The organism is Methanoculleus sediminis (genome assembly GCF_001017125.1).
In the GTDB taxonomy this organism is placed as follows: domain Archaea; phylum Halobacteriota; class Methanomicrobia; order Methanomicrobiales; family Methanoculleaceae; genus Methanoculleus; species Methanoculleus sediminis.
The window spans coordinates 705,642-721,180 of record NZ_JXOJ01000002.1 but is presented as its reverse complement, the minus strand read 5'-3'; the positions used below and the strand labels follow the sequence as shown (position 1 = coordinate 721,180).

The 15,539-nt window shown below is 63.7% G+C and carries 17 protein-coding genes; 14 read left to right on the top strand and 3 right to left on the bottom strand.

Features of this window, described 5'->3' with window-relative positions:
- Nucleotides 1–3 precede the first annotated feature (3 nt).
- Complete coding sequence (locus SZ63_RS06365) at nucleotides 4–2,403, bottom strand: Lon protease family protein (RefSeq protein ID WP_048182797.1); 2,400 nt, start codon at nucleotides 2,401–2,403, stop codon at nucleotides 4–6.
- 174 nt (nucleotides 2,404–2,577) lie between these two features.
- Here SZ63_RS06365 and SZ63_RS06360 point away from each other — a divergent pair, with 174 nt between their 5' ends.
- From SZ63_RS06360 to SZ63_RS06345, 4 genes are all read left to right on the top strand, one after another.
- Nucleotides 2,578–2,937 carry a NifB/NifX family molybdenum-iron cluster-binding protein gene (locus tag SZ63_RS06360; protein ID WP_082122671.1) on the top strand — a complete coding sequence of 120 codons (360 nt, stop codon included), beginning with the start codon at nucleotides 2,578–2,580 and terminating at the stop codon, nucleotides 2,935–2,937.
- A gap of 64 nt (nucleotides 2,938–3,001) precedes the next feature.
- Nucleotides 3,002–3,343, top strand: coding sequence for a NifB/NifX family molybdenum-iron cluster-binding protein (locus SZ63_RS06355; protein ID WP_048182794.1), 342 nt, complete (start codon nucleotides 3,002–3,004; stop codon nucleotides 3,341–3,343).
- A 13-nt stretch (nucleotides 3,344–3,356) separates the two neighbouring features.
- The gene (locus SZ63_RS06350) at nucleotides 3,357–4,208 is read left to right on the top strand and encodes a nucleotide-binding protein (protein WP_048182790.1); all 852 of its coding nucleotides are present in this window, start codon (nucleotides 3,357–3,359) and stop codon (nucleotides 4,206–4,208) included.
- Nucleotides 4,205–5,074, top strand: coding sequence for an ATP-binding protein (locus SZ63_RS06345; RefSeq protein ID WP_048182786.1), 870 nt, complete (start codon nucleotides 4,205–4,207; stop codon nucleotides 5,072–5,074). Before SZ63_RS06350 ends, SZ63_RS06345 begins: the two co-directional genes overlap by 4 nt.
- Nucleotides 5,075–5,230: 156 nt before the next feature.
- Here SZ63_RS06345 and SZ63_RS12650 read toward each other — a convergent pair whose 3' ends face one another.
- Nucleotides 5,231–5,425, bottom strand: coding sequence for a CxxC-x17-CxxC domain-containing protein (locus SZ63_RS12650; RefSeq protein ID WP_011845255.1), 195 nt, complete (start codon nucleotides 5,423–5,425; stop codon nucleotides 5,231–5,233).
- 279 nt (nucleotides 5,426–5,704) lie between these two features.
- On the opposite strand from SZ63_RS12650, the gene SZ63_RS06340 reads away from it, so the two are divergent.
- The 5 genes from SZ63_RS06340 (at nucleotide 5,705) to SZ63_RS13230 (ending at nucleotide 10,694) form a co-directional block, all read left to right on the top strand.
- The gene (locus SZ63_RS06340) at nucleotides 5,705–5,956 is read left to right on the top strand and encodes a hypothetical protein (protein WP_241481268.1); all 252 of its coding nucleotides are present in this window, start codon (nucleotides 5,705–5,707) and stop codon (nucleotides 5,954–5,956) included.
- A gap of 61 nt (nucleotides 5,957–6,017) precedes the next feature.
- Nucleotides 6,018–8,033, top strand: a complete 2,016-nt coding sequence (locus tag SZ63_RS06335; RefSeq protein ID WP_048182783.1) for a DUF2298 domain-containing protein — start codon at nucleotides 6,018–6,020, stop codon at nucleotides 8,031–8,033.
- A gap of 33 nt (nucleotides 8,034–8,066) precedes the next feature.
- Complete coding sequence (locus SZ63_RS06330; RefSeq protein WP_241481267.1) at nucleotides 8,067–10,061, top strand: PQQ-dependent sugar dehydrogenase; 1,995 nt, start codon at nucleotides 8,067–8,069, stop codon at nucleotides 10,059–10,061.
- A gap of 150 nt (nucleotides 10,062–10,211) precedes the next feature.
- On the top strand, nucleotides 10,212–10,529 hold the full coding sequence (locus tag SZ63_RS06325) for a cupredoxin domain-containing protein (RefSeq protein ID WP_241481266.1): 318 nt from the start codon (nucleotides 10,212–10,214) through the stop codon (nucleotides 10,527–10,529).
- Nucleotides 10,530–10,571: 42 nt separating this feature from the next.
- Complete coding sequence (locus SZ63_RS13230) at nucleotides 10,572–10,694, top strand: GNAT family N-acetyltransferase (RefSeq protein ID WP_277619444.1); 123 nt, start codon at nucleotides 10,572–10,574, stop codon at nucleotides 10,692–10,694.
- Here the strand turns inward: SZ63_RS13230 and SZ63_RS06320 are convergent.
- The gene (locus tag SZ63_RS06320; protein ID WP_241481265.1) at nucleotides 10,691–11,644 is read right to left on the bottom strand and encodes a UbiA family prenyltransferase; all 954 of its coding nucleotides are present in this window, start codon (nucleotides 11,642–11,644) and stop codon (nucleotides 10,691–10,693) included. The genes SZ63_RS13230 and SZ63_RS06320 overlap by 4 nt on opposite strands.
- 1,057 nt (nucleotides 11,645–12,701) lie before the next feature.
- Here SZ63_RS06320 and SZ63_RS06315 point away from each other — a divergent pair.
- The 5 genes from SZ63_RS06315 to SZ63_RS06295 are packed head-to-tail and all read left to right on the top strand — an operon-like array spanning nucleotide 12,702 to nucleotide 15,438.
- Nucleotides 12,702–12,920, top strand: a complete 219-nt coding sequence (locus tag SZ63_RS06315) for a FeoA family protein (protein WP_048182778.1) — start codon at nucleotides 12,702–12,704, stop codon at nucleotides 12,918–12,920.
- 4 nt (nucleotides 12,921–12,924) lie between these two features.
- Nucleotides 12,925–13,164 (top strand): FeoA family protein, encoded by a 240-nt coding sequence (locus tag SZ63_RS06310; protein WP_048182775.1) that lies wholly within the window; start codon nucleotides 12,925–12,927, stop codon nucleotides 13,162–13,164.
- On the top strand, nucleotides 13,161–13,757 hold the full coding sequence (locus SZ63_RS06305) for a FeoB small GTPase domain-containing protein (protein WP_082122669.1): 597 nt from the start codon (nucleotides 13,161–13,163) through the stop codon (nucleotides 13,755–13,757). The genes SZ63_RS06310 and SZ63_RS06305 overlap by 4 nt, the downstream gene beginning before the upstream one ends.
- A 1-nt stretch (nucleotide 13,758) precedes the next feature.
- Nucleotides 13,759–14,973 carry a nucleoside recognition domain-containing protein gene (locus SZ63_RS06300; protein ID WP_052959074.1) on the top strand — a complete coding sequence of 405 codons (1,215 nt, stop codon included), beginning with the start codon at nucleotides 13,759–13,761 and terminating at the stop codon, nucleotides 14,971–14,973.
- Complete coding sequence (locus SZ63_RS06295) at nucleotides 14,974–15,438, top strand: hypothetical protein (protein WP_048182767.1); 465 nt, start codon at nucleotides 14,974–14,976, stop codon at nucleotides 15,436–15,438.
- The last annotated feature ends 101 nt before the right edge of the window (nucleotides 15,439–15,539 follow it).

Below are 15,539 nucleotides of genomic sequence, written 5' to 3'. Positions count from 1 at the left end.
CGGTCACTTCGCCGTCGTCGGCTGGAACCCGCGCATCGTCTCGGCCATCTCCCGAAGGCGCCGGTCCACCAGGTAGTTCACCGTCCCCTCCTCGTAGGTCCCGTCCTCGCGCTGGATGCCTGCCGGAACGCCCGTGAGGACCTCGATTCCCTCGTCGATCGTCCGCACCGGGTAGATCCGGAACTTTCCGGCCTTCGCGGCCTCGACTATCTCCTCTTTCAGCATCAGGTTCTGGACGTTGCTCGCCGGGATCAGCGCTCCCTGGCTCCCGTCGAGCCCTTTGGCCTTGCAGACCTCGAAGAACCCCTCCAGTTTCTCGTTCACCCCACCGATCGCCTGGACCTCCCCCCGCTGGTTCACCGAGCCCGTGACGGCGAGGTACTGTTTCAGCGGAAGCCCCGAGAGCGCCGAGAGGAGGGCGTAGAGTTCGGTGCTCGACGCGGAGTCGCCCTCGATCCCCTCGTAGCTCTGCTCGAAGACGAGCCGGGCGGAGAGGGAGAGGGGCTTATCGCGCGCATAGTTGTTGTTGAGGTAGCCGCTGATGATCAGGACGCCTTTCGTGTGGATCGGCCCGCCGAGCGCAGCCTCCCGCTCGATGTCCACGATCCCCTCGCGGCCGACCCCGATGCTCGCGGTCACCTTCGACGGCCGGCCGAACGCGAAGTCACCGAGCCCGATGACCGAGAGGCCGTTCACCTGGCCGACCTTCTCGCCCCCGGTATCGATGAGGAAGATTCCCCGCCGGATCGCCTCCTCGATCTTTTGCTGGATCAGATTCGAGCGGTAGATCTTCTCCTCGATCGCCTTCGTGACGTGTCTCCTCTCGATCTGCTCGGCCCCGTTCTCTGCGGCGTAGAAGTTCGCCTCCCGAATGAGGTCGGCGACCGCCGAGAACCGGGTCGAGAGCTTCTCCCTGTCCGCAGCGAGTCTCGACCCGTACTCGATCACCCGGGCGATCGCCTCCCGCTCGAGGTGCCGGAGGTTCTCCTCCCGGACGAGGTTGCAGATGAAGTCGGCGTATTTATTGGCGTTCTCGTCGGTTCGCTCCATCACGATGTCGAAGTCGGCCTTGACCTTGAAGAGCTCCTTGAAGTCGGTGTCCATCCGGTAGAGGATCTGGTAGATCATGGGCGTCCCGATGAGGGCCACCTTGATGTCGAGGGGGATGGGTTCGGGCTTGATCGTCTTTGCCGTGATGAACCCCATCCGCTCTCCCGGCTCCTCGATGACGGCCTCTCCGGTCTTCAATGCCGTTTTGAGCCCGTCCCAGGAGAGCGGGGCGCGCAGGAGGTCTTCGACCTCGAGGACCAGGTAGCCGCCGTTGGCCCGATGCAACGAGCCCGGCCGGATCATCGTGAAGTCGGTCGTGAAGATGCCGAACTGCACCTCTTTCTCGATCTTTCCAAGAAGGTTCTGGAAGGTGGGGTTCTGCTCGAAGACCACCGGCGCGCCTTCTGTCGCGGCGTTGTCGACGACGACGTTCACCTCGTACTTCCGGAACGGAATCTCGCGCATGAAGGCCTGGAACTGGGGCGGGACGCCCTGCTGCTGCTCGGGGACACCGAGGAATATCTGGATGTTCTCGAGGATGTCGTTCTGGACGGCGTCGATGTACCCGGGGACTTCCGGGACGTCGGCATATTTCTCCTGGAGTTCGGCGACGAGGTTGCCGATCGCGTAGAGGGCGATGTCGTGGTTTAAGTCCTTGACCGCCTCGGCCCCCTGCCGCTCGATATCCTGCACCTGCCGGAGCGTGCTCCGCAGTTCGGTGTTCAGGGCGTCACGCCGCCGCTGGACCTCCGCCCGCACCTCGTCGGGGAGGTTGATGAACTCCTCCTCGGGAACCGGCCTCCCGTCGATGACCGGGATGGTCAGGAGACCGATGGGACTCATCTGGATGACGAATCCCGCCTCCTGGGCTTTCTGGTTGATTCGCGCGATGAGATCCGTCCTGTTCCCCTGGAGCGCCTGAAGCGTCTCGTCCCGCCGTCTGGCGTACTCTTCGCTCTGGAACGCCCGGGGAAGAGCCTGCCGCGCCTCCTCGATGAACCGTTTCACATCCTCCCGGAACTCCGTCCCTTTCCCGGCAGGGAGGGCGACGGCGTTGGGCTCGTACTGGTTCTCGAAGTTATGGACATAGACCCAGTCGCTCGCCCGGGACTTGGCCTTCGCGAGTTCGTCAAGAAAACTCCGGACGGCTCTCACCCGCCCGGTTCCCTGGGCGCCCGCGGCGTAGACGTTGAACCCGGCCTCCCGGATCTCAAGGCCGAACCGCAGCGCCCGGAGCGCCCGTTCCTGGCCGATGATCTCCTCGAGGGGTCGCATCTCCTCGGTGCTGGCGCACTCCACCTTTCCCGGTTCGTAGACGTTCCGGTACTCTCCGATATCCAAGGGCTGAATCATCAATCTCACCAGGTTTCTGCAACTTACACCGCAGGATGTCGCTCGCCTTAAAAAAGGTTCCCCGGCCCGGCACCGGATGGTACGATGGGTGGTTTTACTTTCTTTCGCGCATATGTGTAGTACGTTTGTATGCGGCCGATACCGGATATGAGGCCGCGTAAATTCGGTGATATTATGAGAATAGCAATCGCACAGGACGAAAACAGGGTATCCGAACACTTCGGGCACTGCCAGGGTTACGCCATATTCGACGTCGAAGATTCGATCATCTACAGAAGAGACGATCTCCCGAACCCCGGCCACGAGCCCGGCCGGCTCCCGGTCTTTCTTGCAGAGCACGGTGTCAACCTGATCATCGCCGGCGGCATGGGTCCACGAGCCGTCGAGCTCTTCAACGCAAACGGAATTCAGGTTCTCCTCGGCGTCAGTGGAAACACTGATTACGTGGCGCAGGACTATATTGCCGGCCGCCTTTCTCCGGGGAAGAGCTCCTGCCACCACGAAGACGGCGGCGAGTGCGACGGGCACCAATGAGACGGGTGCACCACCCATAGTATTATGCTCATATGAGCAAAAACCACCAGAGGAGTGAATCAGGATGATAGTCGGTATCACGGCACGTGCAGCAGGCACAGACGCCCCGGTCGAGCAGCGGTTCGGCCGGGCACCTTACTTCGTCTTCGTCGACACGGAGACGGGGAAAGCGGAATCGGTTGAGAATCCCCTCGTCGACGCTGCCGGCGGGGTCGGTCCCCGGGCGGTCCAGATGTTTTCGGAGCACGGCGCGACGGTGGTCATCACCGGTCAGGTCGGCGGGAACGCTGCGAAAGCGCTTGAAGTAGGCGGGATCAAGGCCTACGCCTACCGCGGAAGCGGCAGCGTGGCCGATGCCCTCGCGCAGTATACCGCCGGGAACCTGCAGCCGCTCCCCCTTGCATGAAGCGGAACCCAGTATGAAGATCGCGATTGCAAGCGGGAAAGGCGGCACCGGGAAGAGTACGGTGGCGGCGAACCTCGCCTGCACGCTCTCCCGCTCCCGCGAGGTGGTGCTCGTCGACTGCGATGTCGAGGAGCCGAACCTCCACCTCTTTTTCCCCGCTACTACCGTGGACGTGCCGGTGACGACACCGGTTCCGGAGATCGATCCCGCCCGCTGCACCCTCTGCGGTGAGTGCGGGAAGTTCTGCCGGTTCGGGGCGCTCTCGGTCTTGAAAGACCGCGTCCTCGTCTTCCCGGAACTCTGCCACTCGTGCGGGGGCTGCTCCCTCGTCTGCCCGCAGGGAGCCGTCCGGGAAGTCCCGCGCACCGTCGGCCGGGTCGCGTGCTCCCGCCCGCTGCCTGCCCTGGTGTTGATCAGCGGCGTCTTGAACGAGGGGGAGGTGCAGGCCCCGGCGGTCATCAGGGCGGCAAAGCTGCTCGCGGAGGGGCACCCGCTCACCCTCTACGATGCCTCTCCGGGGATCGCCTGCCCGGTGATCGAGACGCTCGAGGGGAGCGATGCCTGCATCCTGGTGACCGAATCGACGCCTTTCGGGCTGCACGACCTCCGCCTCGCGGCCGAGGTGGTGGAGAGGGTCGGTATTCCTGCCGGCGTCGTGATCAACCGCAGCGACGGCAAGGACGAGGAAACTCTCGACTTCTGCCGGGAGCGCGGGCTCCCCGTCATCATGACCATCCCGTTTTCGCGGGAGATCGCCGCCGTCCAGAACCGTGGCGGTCTCATCGCCGCGCTCCTTCCCGGGTGGGAGGAGCGGTTCGTCGCCCTCTTTGAAGCGGTCGTGAAGATCGCGGGGGTGAGTCCGTGATCCGGCTTGCGGTCGTCAGCGGCAAGGGCGGCACCGGGAAGACGATGGTGGCCGCGGCGCTCGCGGATATCAGCGGGGTGCCGCAGGTTCTCGCCGACTGCGACGTGGACGCCGCGAACCTGGAGCTCCTCTTCCGCCCCCGGCGGCTAACCACGGAGGAGTTCCGGGGGCTCGCGGCGGCCCGGATCGACCCGGAGCGGTGCCGTGGCTGCGGCATCTGTGCCGACCACTGCCGGTTCGGGGCAATCGTGCGCCGCGACGACGCCTGGGAGGTGGATACGCTGCACTGCGAAGGCTGCGCCGTCTGCACCTATGTCTGCCCCATGGGAGCGATCTCTATGGAACAGCGCGTCTGCGGCGAGATCTACACTTCGGCGACCGACCGGGGCAACCTCGCCCATGCCCGGCTCTTCCCGGGCTCGGGGAACTCGGGATTGCTCGTCACCGAGGTGAAGAAGCGGGCCGTGAGTCTTGCGGACGGCGCCGCCCTGCTGCTTGCCGACGGCCCGCCGGGGATAGGCTGCCCGTTGATCGCGACGATCAGCGGCATGGACGCGGTTCTCATCGTCACGGAGCCGGGGGTCTCGGCGCTCCACGATCTCGAACGGCTCGTGACGGTCTGCCGCCGGTTCGGCGTCCGGATCTTCGCCGCTATCAACCGGTTCGACCTTGCGGAGGATATCTGCAAGAGGATCGAGGACTACTGCGAGAGAGAGGGCATCGTGGTAGCGAGCAAGATACCGTTCGACCCGGCGGTGGTCGACGCCGTCCGCAACGGCCGCCCCGTGACCCGGAGTGAGTCCCCGGCAACGGGTGCACTCCGGGCGCTCCGCGATACCCTCTTTGCCGAACTCGGGCTTGAATAAGCCCGCTCCTTTTTCCGATCAAGGTCTCCCGAGCACCGGGAGGCCTTGAAGAGGTGGGTCGCGCGATGCCGCACCACCGACTTCTATCGATAACCGGGTGTTATCCGAAGGTTGTGGAAAGCATTTCAACAGGGCTAAAAAAAGAGATTTATTGGTTTAGAACCGGGGTTTTCTGTGCTTCGGGAGGCAGTCCTGGCAATACACGGGTCTGCCTTCGGTCGGCTTGAAGGGGACTTCGCACTCTTTCCCACAGTCTGAACAAACGGTCTTCGTCATTTCACGGGGCCCGCCGAAGTTCCTCGGTCCACCGAAATTTCTGTTTCCTCTGTTATAATCCATTGGATTGCTCATGCAGATAGAACACTGCCTGTAGAGTTATGATTGGATAGTATATATTGTAGCTCATCGGTACGGGTGGACAGCAGGACAGCCGGAAAAAGAATGCGCAGTTAATCCCCTGGTTCTTCTCTCATCGAGCGTTACGCCGGGAGCTGAATGGTGTTCGGGTCGCTGGCGTTCGTTGGAATCCTGATCGACCTCCCTGGTTTGCCCCGGTACGTCCCCGACCCACCGGATTCCGGCAGGACGCCCCAAGGTTTATGGATCCGCAGGCGACTCTCCCGTCGGTGAATGATGATGAATGGTTCGCGGCTGAAGTACAGGGTCGAGGTCCTCGGCGACCGCGGCGTCACCGAACGCTACGGCCCGTTCAACGAGCAGAAGGCGCGGGAGTTCTTCGAGGTCGAGGAGAGCCTCGGCGGAACCGCCCGGATTGTGCGGCTGGAAGAAGGGATCCGGGAGACGTGGATGGTCGTTGCCGAGTGCGGGGACTGGGGCGACCGCGAGGCGAAGAGGGGGGAGGTGCCAGCCGCGGGCCGCTGACCCTTCGGAGATCGGGGGGGCGAGCGCAAACCGCATATACCTCTACCCACGATAGCGGGGCGTGAACCTCCTCCTCCAGGCGTGGGACGTGCTCCTCTGGGCAGGCCTCCTCAAAGGACTGCAGATGGCCCTCTGGCCCCGGCTCCGCCCGGCACTCGGGGACTACGCCTACCCGGCGGCCTACCCGGCCTCCCTCCTCCTCTTCGCCCTCGCGACCTGGTACTGCGGCCTCCTCCGCCTTCCGGTCGCTCTCGCCCTCCTCGTCTTCGCCGCCCTCGGGGCCTACGGCATCCGGCGGGGCGACTACCGGCTCCGCGAGATCCGGAGATTCCTCTCCTGGGATGCGGTCTTTGCCGTCGGGTTCCTCTTCGCCCTCTCCGTCCGGTTCGTAAACCCTCCCATCGGCTACTTCAGCGAGCAGTACATGAACCACGCCTTTCTCGCGAGCGTCATCCGGGAGCCCGTGGTGCCCCCGCTCGACCCCTGGTTTGCGGGCGGGCACCTCACCGTCTACTACTACCTCGGCCACTGGCTGATGGGCTCGCTTGCCATCGTCACCGGCATCCCGTCGGAGGCGGCCTTCAACCTGATTCCGGGGACGGTCTACGGGACGTCGTTTGTCGCGCTCTACGCTCTCGGGCACCTCATCCTCCCGCGGTGGCGGTGGCTTCCCCTCACGGCCCTCCTCCTCGTCCCCCCGTCGGTCATCTGGTTCCTCGCTACAGGAAGCGATCTCTATTACGCGTTGCAGGACACCAACTGGATCATCCCCGGTGCCCGGTTCGAGTTCCCGGTCTTCTCCCTCTTCCTCGGGAACGTCCACGCCTTCGAGATGGCCGCGTTCAACCAGATCTTCCTCATCTTCCTCCTCGGGTTTATCTGGTGCCGGTGGGGCGCACTCGACACCCGGGGCCGGTTCGGCCTCCTCTCCCTTCTCGGCCTCTCCGTCGGCTCGATGCCGCTCTTCTGCTCCTGGGACGCTCTCGTCTACGCTCCCGCTGTCGCCGCCTTCCTCCTCCTCGTCCTGGCCCGCGAACGCGACCGCTCCACCCTCGCCGCCGCCGTCGCGGTCCCTGCCGTCGCCTTCCTTATCTACCTCCCCTACTACCTGCATCTCGAACCCGCGGGTATCGGCGGGATCGGGTGGGGCCTCCCTCCCACCGACCTGCTCGCCTTCCTCGCGGTCTGGGGCGGATTCCTCGGGATCGTCTACGTCGCCGTCGCCCGGGATATCCGGCGGTTTCCGGTGGCGCTCGCCGTCGCCGTCCCGGCACTCGCCGCCGGTTACGCCGCGCTCGCTCTGCTCCTGGTCCCGCTCACCTACCTCCTTCTCCGCCGGGGGCGCTCGTTTGGAGGCCTCCTCTGCATCGCCGGCCTTACGGTCCTCGCCTTCTGCGAAATCTTCCATTTCCAGGAGATGCTCGGGGGCGACTACAGCCGGTTCAACACCATCTTCAAGTTCTACTTCGACGCCTGGGTCCTGGTCGGCACCGGCTCCCTCCTCCTTGCCGGAGGATGGCTTGCCGGGCGCCGAGCGTTCCTCCCGGAAACGGCACGGAAGGGTGCCGCCGTCGCCGCAGCCATCGCTCTCGTCGCCGCCCCCGTTGCCCTTGACGTCGATATCGGCCGGGGGCTCCTCGGGATCGACTACCCCCCCGCGGGCTACGGCACCCTGGACGGGTTCGCCTACCTCGAGGCCACGCGGCCGGGGGAGGCCGCGGCGATCGGCTTCCTCCGGACGCTCGGCGGCGACCACCGGATCGTCGAGGCGGAGAACGGAGATTACGGCTACTACTCGAGGGTCTCGTCTTTTTCCGGCATCCCGACGATCCTCGGGCAGATCGGCCACGAACTGACATGGCGGGGGAACGGGGCCTGGTACACGGAGCGCCCGGCGGACATCCGGGCGATCTATGAAGATCCCGAAAGAACCCTTGCGCTCATGGAGAAGTACAACGCGACCCTCCTCTACGTCGGCGAGCCCGAGCACAAGCGCTACGACGTCCGGTTGCCGGACCGGGGGCTCCGTCTCATCTACGACGAGGAAGGTGTCAGGATCTACGAACGGGCAGGGTAACGTTTATATGTTCGTCCCCGACAGGAAGGGCGCATGACGCGAGCAGCCGTAGTCATGATATCCGTCCTCGTGCTCCTCGCCCTGACAGGCGTTGCCGGGGCCGAGGTGTACCCGAACGGCGGAACCGATCTCACGCAGCCTCCCGCTTCCGAAGCGGCGAATGTAACGGCCACCGCCGGAAACCTGACGAACGCCGGGTCGCCCTATGCGGCGGAGTTCCTGAACAACACTTCGACCACCCGGCTTGCCGGAGAGATGGTTGACGTGAGCCTCGAGCCCGTAGCCGAAGGCTTCGTCGCGCCGGTGATGCTCACGGACGCCGGCGACGATTCGGGCCGGCTCTTTGTCGTCGACCAGGTCGGCACGGTCTCGATCATCGACGCGAACGGCACTCTCCTCGAGGAACCGTTCCTGGACGTCCGCGACCGCCTGGTCGAACTCAACCCGGCGTTCGATGAGCGCGGTCTTCTCTCGATCGCCTTCCACCCCGATTTCCGGGAGAACGGGCGGGTCTTTGCGTTCTACAGCGCGCCCCTCCGCGAGGAGGCTCCCGAGGACTGGAACTGCACGAACCGTCTTGTGGAGTTCGAGATCGACCCCGAGAACCCCGACCGTGTCAACGCGACCTCGGAGAAGATCCTGATGGAGATCGACAAACCACAGTTCAACCACAACGGCGGGAGCATCGGTTTTGGTCCCGGTGACGGTTATCTCTACGTCCCGCTCGGGGACGGCGGGGCGGGAGACGATAACGGGACCGGCCACACTCCCGGTATCGGGAACGCCCAGGATCTCACGAAGATCTACGGCAAGATACTCCGGATCGACGTGGACAACGTCACCGGGAACGTGACCGAGCCGGAGAACGCTACCTGGACGACGGCGGCGGGTACCCTCTATGGTATTCCGGCGGACAACCCGTTCGTCGAAAACGAGAGCATTCCACCCGAGATCTACGCCTACGGCCTCCGGAATCCTGCTTACCTCTCGTTTGACAGCGAAGGCAACCTCTACGTGGCCGACGCCGGCCAGAACCTCTTTGAGGAGGTGGATATCGTTACGAAGGGCGGGAACTACGGCTGGCGGCTCATGGAAGGAACCCATTGCTTCGACCCGGAGAACCCCGTCACGCCCCCGGTGACCTGCCCGGCAAACGGCTCCTCCGGCGAACCCCTGATCGGCCCCGTCATCGAGGGCGGCCATGATCAGGGCGTCGTCTTCGTCGGCGGCCGGGTCTACAACGGCACGGCACTCCCGGAACTTGCCGGACGCTACGTCTTCGGCTACTGGAGCAGTGACTTCGCCGCCGGGAACGCCACCTTGCTCGCCGCGACGCCCCCTGAGAGTTGGAACGCAACGGCCTTCCCCGACTCCGCGGAGAACCTCACTCCCGAAGACGTTGCGATGTGGAGCCTGCAGAAACTCAACGTGGCCGGGACGCCTGCGGGAACCGTAGATGCCTTCCTCCTGGGATTCGGTATGGATGAGGAGGCGGAGATCTATGTGCTCACGACCGACGACGGGGGCCCGGATGCGTCCAACATGACCGGCAGGGTCTGGAAGATCGTCCCGGGGAACGTGACGGCGACGCCGACCCCGACGGCAAACGTGACGATGGTTCCGGGCGCGGGTGCGACTGCAACACCGGCCGCGACCGGGAACGTGACTATAACGCCGACTGCAAACGTTACGACGGTCCCGACCGCGAACGCGACGACCACCCCTGCCCCCGGAGCCCGGAACGTGACCGTGGGGGTTGTGGCCGAAGCCTTTGCCTTCAACACATCCACCATCACCGTCCCGGCGGGGGCGAACGTGACGATGGTCTTCGATAACCGGGACACCGGCATCCCGCACAACGTCGCGGTCTACACGGATTCTTCGGCAGCCGAAGCGATCTTCGTCGGCGATATCATCACCGGCCCGGATCAGGTGACCTACGCCTTCACGGCGCCGGAGGAGCCCGGAACCTATTACTTCCGGTGCGACGTGCATCCCCCGATGGACGGGGAGTTCGTTGTTGAGTAGGGAGGGCTTCCCTCTCCTTTTTAGCATACGGTCGCCGCACCGGGAGATCGCTATAGCGCAGGCGAAGTAACCTTTATGGTTCCCGCCCGCCCGGTAGGGGCTCATGATACGAATGACCGCAGGCATGGCATCCGTCGCGGGGGTGCGGGCGTGACCCCGGAAGCGGCCCGCGCCGTAGCGAGGGTGACCGTCGCGATCGCGGCCGAGAACTTCGGCTTCAGCACGGAGACGATAACGGTTCCCGCAGGCGCGGAGGTGACAGTCGAGTTCGACAACCGGGATGAAGGGGTTCCGCACAACGTCGCGGTCTACACGGATTCTTCCGCGGCCGAAGCGATCTTCGTCGGCGAAATCATCACGGGCCCCACCCGCGCCACCTACACCCTCACGGCGCCCGAGACCCCGGGAAATTACTTCTTCCGGTGTGACGTCCATCCTGCGATGCACGGGGCGTTCATCGTGACGTAGGGGGCTACGCTAGTAACCTTCAGATTCGCGGGCATCTCGTTGGTGAACGAGGGGAGCATCCGGTTCCACCGGTGGCATGAGTTCGTCGAATGCGGGCGCTTTGAGAGCGTCGGCACAAAACGCGGGTTTCCCTTCGAAGTCGTCTGGATGCAGAAGGAGATCTAGAGGACGGCACCCGCGATGATCGCCGCGGCGTAGACGAGCAGCGATGCATGCATGAGCGGGAGCGCCCGCATCGCCGCGTCCGCGGTCTTCCCCCGGAGGATGAGGTAGTTCGCAGCCCCGAGGAGGATGAGCCCCGCCGCGAATCCGGCGACGGCGATCGGCCCGAGCGTGAGGGCGAAGACGAGCGCCATACCCGCGTGGACGGCCGAGAAGCCGAGAACCCAGGCGGTCGCGCCCTTCATGCCGTAGAGGACCGGAGTCGGGTCCTCCGGAGCCGACCCGGTCAGACCGAAGGTCAGACTCGGGATCGTCGCCATCCCCCGGACGCGGTCGTTTTCGATATCAGCGATGTCGTTTGCCCCGAGGTGCGCGAGCGTCCAGGGGTAGAAGAAGAGGAAGAAGAGGAGAGCGGTCGCGTCCGGATTCCCGTACACCAGGTAGCCGGCGACGGGGAAGAGGGCGAAGTCCGTCCGCCCGACGATCTGGGCCAGCGGGATCTTCTGGTTGCGCTTCCTGGTCTGGTAGAAGTACTCGGCCAGGTACGAGTAGCCCATGATCCCGAGGACGTAGAGGTTGTGGGGAGCGGGGAGGGTCGCGGCGAGGGCGGCCGCGAGACCGGCGAGGATGAGGAAGACGGCGAATGCCGCCCGGGGGGAGAGTTTTCCCGCCGGTATCGGTCGCTCGCCGAACGGCCGCCAGTAGCGGGTGAGCGAGCCGTTGACGTCCTTCCTGTCGTACTCCCGGTCGACGTAATCGTTCAGGACGAACCCGGCTTCGAACCCGAAAAGGCCGATCAGCGCCGCCCGCCCGACGAGTTCCCACGAGAACCCGCCGTAGTTCTCAAACGCAAGCGCCAGTCCCGAGCAGAAGAGCAGGGGCCAGACGAAGAAGAAATGAGCCCGGGTCAGGTCCGCGAGCGCCGTGAGGGTCTCCCTCATGATGTATGCCATGAGTTCTACGTCCTGGTTCAAAAAGCGTTGCAGGCAGGTTAAGTCTGCAGCCGGCTCACCCCACGATCGTGAAGACCTGCCCGGTCGGCCTCGCCGGGAAGAGCAGGTTTTCCGGGTCGAAACTCCCGGATCTGCCCGATCGGGATATGCCCGTGGGCTCCCCGGTCCATGCTTTTTTCCGGGAATATGTGCAGATCCGAACTCATTTCGGGTGAAGATCATCTCTCCCGAACACCTTACCGGATATACCGGGAATAGGTGGTCATGAAGATGAACGGCACGAGATACGAGAAGGTGAAGAAGGGTTCTCTCCGGATAACGTGGCGGAACTTCCGCTCAGGAGTGCTTTGAGATGAGCAGCGGCGCTTCGATCCGCGGCGTCCGGGACCCCGAAGAGGTCCGGGAGTTCGTCCGGCGCCTCTCCGGCCCGGGCCCGGAACGGAGGAAGGAGCCACGGTCCGGGTAGCCCGGGATTCCGGTTTTTTACGAGAAACCGAACACCTCTCTCGTTTTCAGGGCAAAACCGAACAGAATGCGGGGAAGGTACATGCTTCCCGAACGACACACGGGATACATGTCGGCAGAGTCCGACAGGAGGCAAAAAAAGACGAACTCGGAAAAAACAGTCTCGTGGAAGGGTGAAAGAGCCTATCCGGCATCGAACCGTGCTGCTCAAAGCCCCGGAGGTGATCCGGTGTAGTCCTGCGCTGGAATTCTGCATTCTCCCGGTTGTCACCCCGGTAGGGGAACAGGATAGCCATGGTAGAGCCTCACTCTGTACAACGTACCAGACCAACATCATCCAATAACCGATCTCTTTTTCGTATCACGAAATCCCTGTGGCGCCGGGACTCACGCAGCACAACGGGCAGGGTCCTGGTTCATGTCTCGTTGAGCGGATCATACCCCGGAGGGGTTGTGCCGCTGCCCGCCAGAAGAATCGGCCGGCTTTCGGTTCACTCTCTTCTTCCGAAACCTCTTCGGGGACCCCCTGTCTTTCCGAAGAGTATTCGGCTCTGGTTGATTACGGCCGAACTGGATACCCGTTTTACGAGAAATGCAACTGACTGACTTGGTTCCGAACGAACGCGCCCGGGTTGTTGCGGTCGAAGGCGGGCAGTGTCTCTGCCAGCACCTCGCGCTGCGCGGGCTTGCCGGAGGATGCATCGTCAGCGTACTCTCCGGCCGATTCGGCCCGGTTGTCCTCCGGATTAGCGATGAGACGCTCGTCCTCGGCCGGGGAATGGCGCGGAAAATTCAGGTACGGAAGGTGTGATTTCGTGAAAAGATTGTCCGAACTGGAATACGGCGAATCCGGATTTGTCCGGGAGATTCGAGCCTCGCAGCACGAACTCAACTGCCTTGGTATCAGGAGGAAAAAACAGGTGAAGATGGTCACCCGCCAGCCGATCAAAGGGCCCGTTGTCGTCGTCGTCGACGACATGGAGGTGGCGATGGGACTGGAGATTGCCGAAGGGGTCATCATCGAGACCGATGGCCGCGGGAGGACCGGAGTATGACGGAACCGTCTAAAACACTGTTGATGGTGGGCAACCCGAACGTCGGGAAGAGCGCCCTCTTCAACAGGCTCACCGGGGGAGACGCGGTCGTCTCCAACTATCCGGGAACGACGGTCGACTATACGAAAGGCCTCCTCGTCGTCTCCGGGCGGGAGTATGGGGTCATCGATGCACCGGGGACGTACTCCCTTGAGGCACGGGACGCCGCCGAGAGCGTGACGGTCCGGCTGATCTCGGAGAACCCGGGTGCGGCGGTCCTGGTCATCCTCGATGCGACACGCGTCGAGCGGGGGCTCTACCTGGCTCTGGAAGTGATCGAACGCGGCCGTCCGGCAGTCATCGCGCTGAACATGATCGACGCCGCACGCGACCGGCGGATCGTGGTCGATACCCACATGCTCCAGAAGATCCTCGGCGTGCCGGTGGTGCCGACATCGGCCGTCACCGGCGAAGGCGTCCGGGACCTTGCGGAGATGATACGCAAGGCGCAGAAGGCCGATATCGAGAAGGTACGGGCCCGGGCCGACGGACGGTTCAATGAGCCGGAACGGTCGGGCGGATGTGCCGGGTGCGGCCTGTGCGGGGGATGCTAGGATGGCGCTTCCCGTGCAGGAACGGTGGGACCTTGTCGATGCAATCGCCAGAAAAACGGTGACCGCCGGGATCTACCGGCAGAACCTCGGCGACGTCCTCGGTGACCTCACCGTCAGGCCGCTCACCGGCATTGCCGTTGCGGTTGCGGTGCTCTACGCCTTCTGGAGCATCTTCTCCTCGTTTGCCGGCACCCTCGTCACGGACGGTTTCATGGTCAAGGCCTTCGACGACTACTGGCTCCCGTGGCTCCAGGAGGTCTGGCCCGACCCGGCAAGCATCCACTACTTCCTCTTCGTCGGCGACCCGCTGGCGGAAAACTGCTTTGAAGCGTTCGGGATGCTCACGTCGGGGCTCTTCGTCTCGATCGGGGTGGTTCTGCCGGCCGTCCTCATCTTCTACCTGATGATGACGATCCTTGAAGACTCCGGCTACCTCCCGCGCCTCGCCGTCCTGATGGACACCGTCTTTCACCGGATCGGGCTGCACGGCTATGCCATCGTGCCGACGATCCTCGGGCTCGGGTGCAACGTGCCGGCGGTGACGGCGACCCGTGTCCTGGAGACGCGGAAACAGCGGTTCATCATGATGACCCTGCTTGCCATCTTCATCCCCTGCGGCGCCCAGCTCGGTGTGATGCTCGAAGTTATTCCTGATGCAGTGGGATGGGTCATGCTCTTCCTGCTTTTCGGGTTCGGGATCTTCGGGTTCGTGCTCGACCGGATCATTCCCGGCAGCAACCCCGAGATCCTCATCGACGTCCCGCCCTATCACTGGCCGCTGTGGAAGAATGTTGCAAAAAAACTCGTGAACAGAACGAAGAGTTTCCTTAAAGACGCTGTTCCGTTCGTCCTCTTCGGGGTGCTGGCCGTCAATGTTCTTTACCTTGCGGGCGTCATCGGGGCGCTCGCCGATCTCTTCGAACCGCTCTTCGTCACCTGGTTCGGGGTGCCGAAAGAGACGGTGGGGCCGCTCATTGCAGCCTTCCTCCGCAAAGACCTCGCGGTCGCCCAGCTCTCCGCCATTGCCATGACACCGTACCAGATGATCACCGCTGTGGTGCTCGTCTCCATCTACTTCCCCTGCGTGGCCACCTTCGTGGTGATGCTGCGCGAGGGGTGGAAGGAACTTGCCGCGGCGGTTGCCGTGCTCGCGGCGACGGTCTTTGTCTACGGCGGACTGATTCACGCCGTCGGCATCCTCATGGGGGTTGCATAAATGAACCGGAATACCAGCATGGTTACGCTCTACATCGGTCTGCTCGGACTCGTTACGCTTGCGTTCGGCCTCGCCGATATCCTCGCCTGGGCCGGGATGATCCAGAGCGTCTCAATCGGCGTCCTTGAGATCGCCGGCGACGACTTCTTCCGCTGGGCGTGGGGAGGCGCCGTCATGGTCTTCGGCGGCCTTTTCATGCTCGGCAGCCTGATGAGTCCCGGGACCATGGAACGGTCTGCAAAGGCGATTCTCGGCGCGATCATGGTCTGGATCATCGCCGGCACCGACATCTTCGCCCGGTTATGCGAGAGCATTCCTGCCGGCGAAGAGGCACCGGAGTTCTTCAACTCGGTTGCCGGTTTCATTGGGGGGTTTGCTCCGCCCTACTCGGCGGCGGTCCTCCTCCTGCCGTTTACGCTGGTGATTGTCTACTTCCTCTTCAATAGGAAGTCCGATGAGGCATGAATGAGACGGGGTTCATTCTGCCGTTTACCGCCCCGGTGCGGCGCCTGGAGCGGGTCCCGGCCACCTCGTCCTTCTGAAAGGCAGGTGGAAATGAGAACGTT

Excerpts from the sequence above, each read along its gene's own strand:
- SZ63_RS06365 (WP_048182797.1), bottom strand. The coding sequence starts at position 2,403 with ATGATTCAGCCCTTGGATATCGGAGAGTACCGGAACGTCTACGAACCG.
- SZ63_RS06360 (WP_082122671.1), top strand. The coding sequence starts at position 2,578 with ATGAGAATAGCAATCGCACAGGACGAAAACAGGGTATCCGAACACTTC.
- SZ63_RS06355 (WP_048182794.1), top strand. The coding sequence starts at position 3,002 with ATGATAGTCGGTATCACGGCACGTGCAGCAGGCACAGACGCCCCGGTC.
- SZ63_RS06350 (WP_048182790.1), top strand. The coding sequence starts at position 3,357 with ATGAAGATCGCGATTGCAAGCGGGAAAGGCGGCACCGGGAAGAGTACG.
- SZ63_RS12650 (WP_011845255.1), bottom strand. The coding sequence starts at position 5,425 with ATGAGCAATCCAATGGATTATAACAGAGGAAACAGAAATTTCGGTGGA.
- SZ63_RS06340 (WP_241481268.1), top strand. The coding sequence starts at position 5,705 with ATGATGATGAATGGTTCGCGGCTGAAGTACAGGGTCGAGGTCCTCGGC.
- SZ63_RS06330 (WP_241481267.1), top strand. The coding sequence starts at position 8,067 with ATGACGCGAGCAGCCGTAGTCATGATATCCGTCCTCGTGCTCCTCGCC.
- SZ63_RS06320 (WP_241481265.1), bottom strand. The coding sequence starts at position 11,644 with ATGGCATACATCATGAGGGAGACCCTCACGGCGCTCGCGGACCTGACC.
- SZ63_RS06315 (WP_048182778.1), top strand. The coding sequence starts at position 12,702 with ATGCAACTGACTGACTTGGTTCCGAACGAACGCGCCCGGGTTGTTGCG.
- SZ63_RS06305 (WP_082122669.1), top strand. The coding sequence starts at position 13,161 with ATGACGGAACCGTCTAAAACACTGTTGATGGTGGGCAACCCGAACGTC.
- SZ63_RS06300 (WP_052959074.1), top strand. The coding sequence starts at position 13,759 with ATGGCGCTTCCCGTGCAGGAACGGTGGGACCTTGTCGATGCAATCGCC.
- SZ63_RS06295 (WP_048182767.1), top strand. The coding sequence starts at position 14,974 with ATGAACCGGAATACCAGCATGGTTACGCTCTACATCGGTCTGCTCGGA.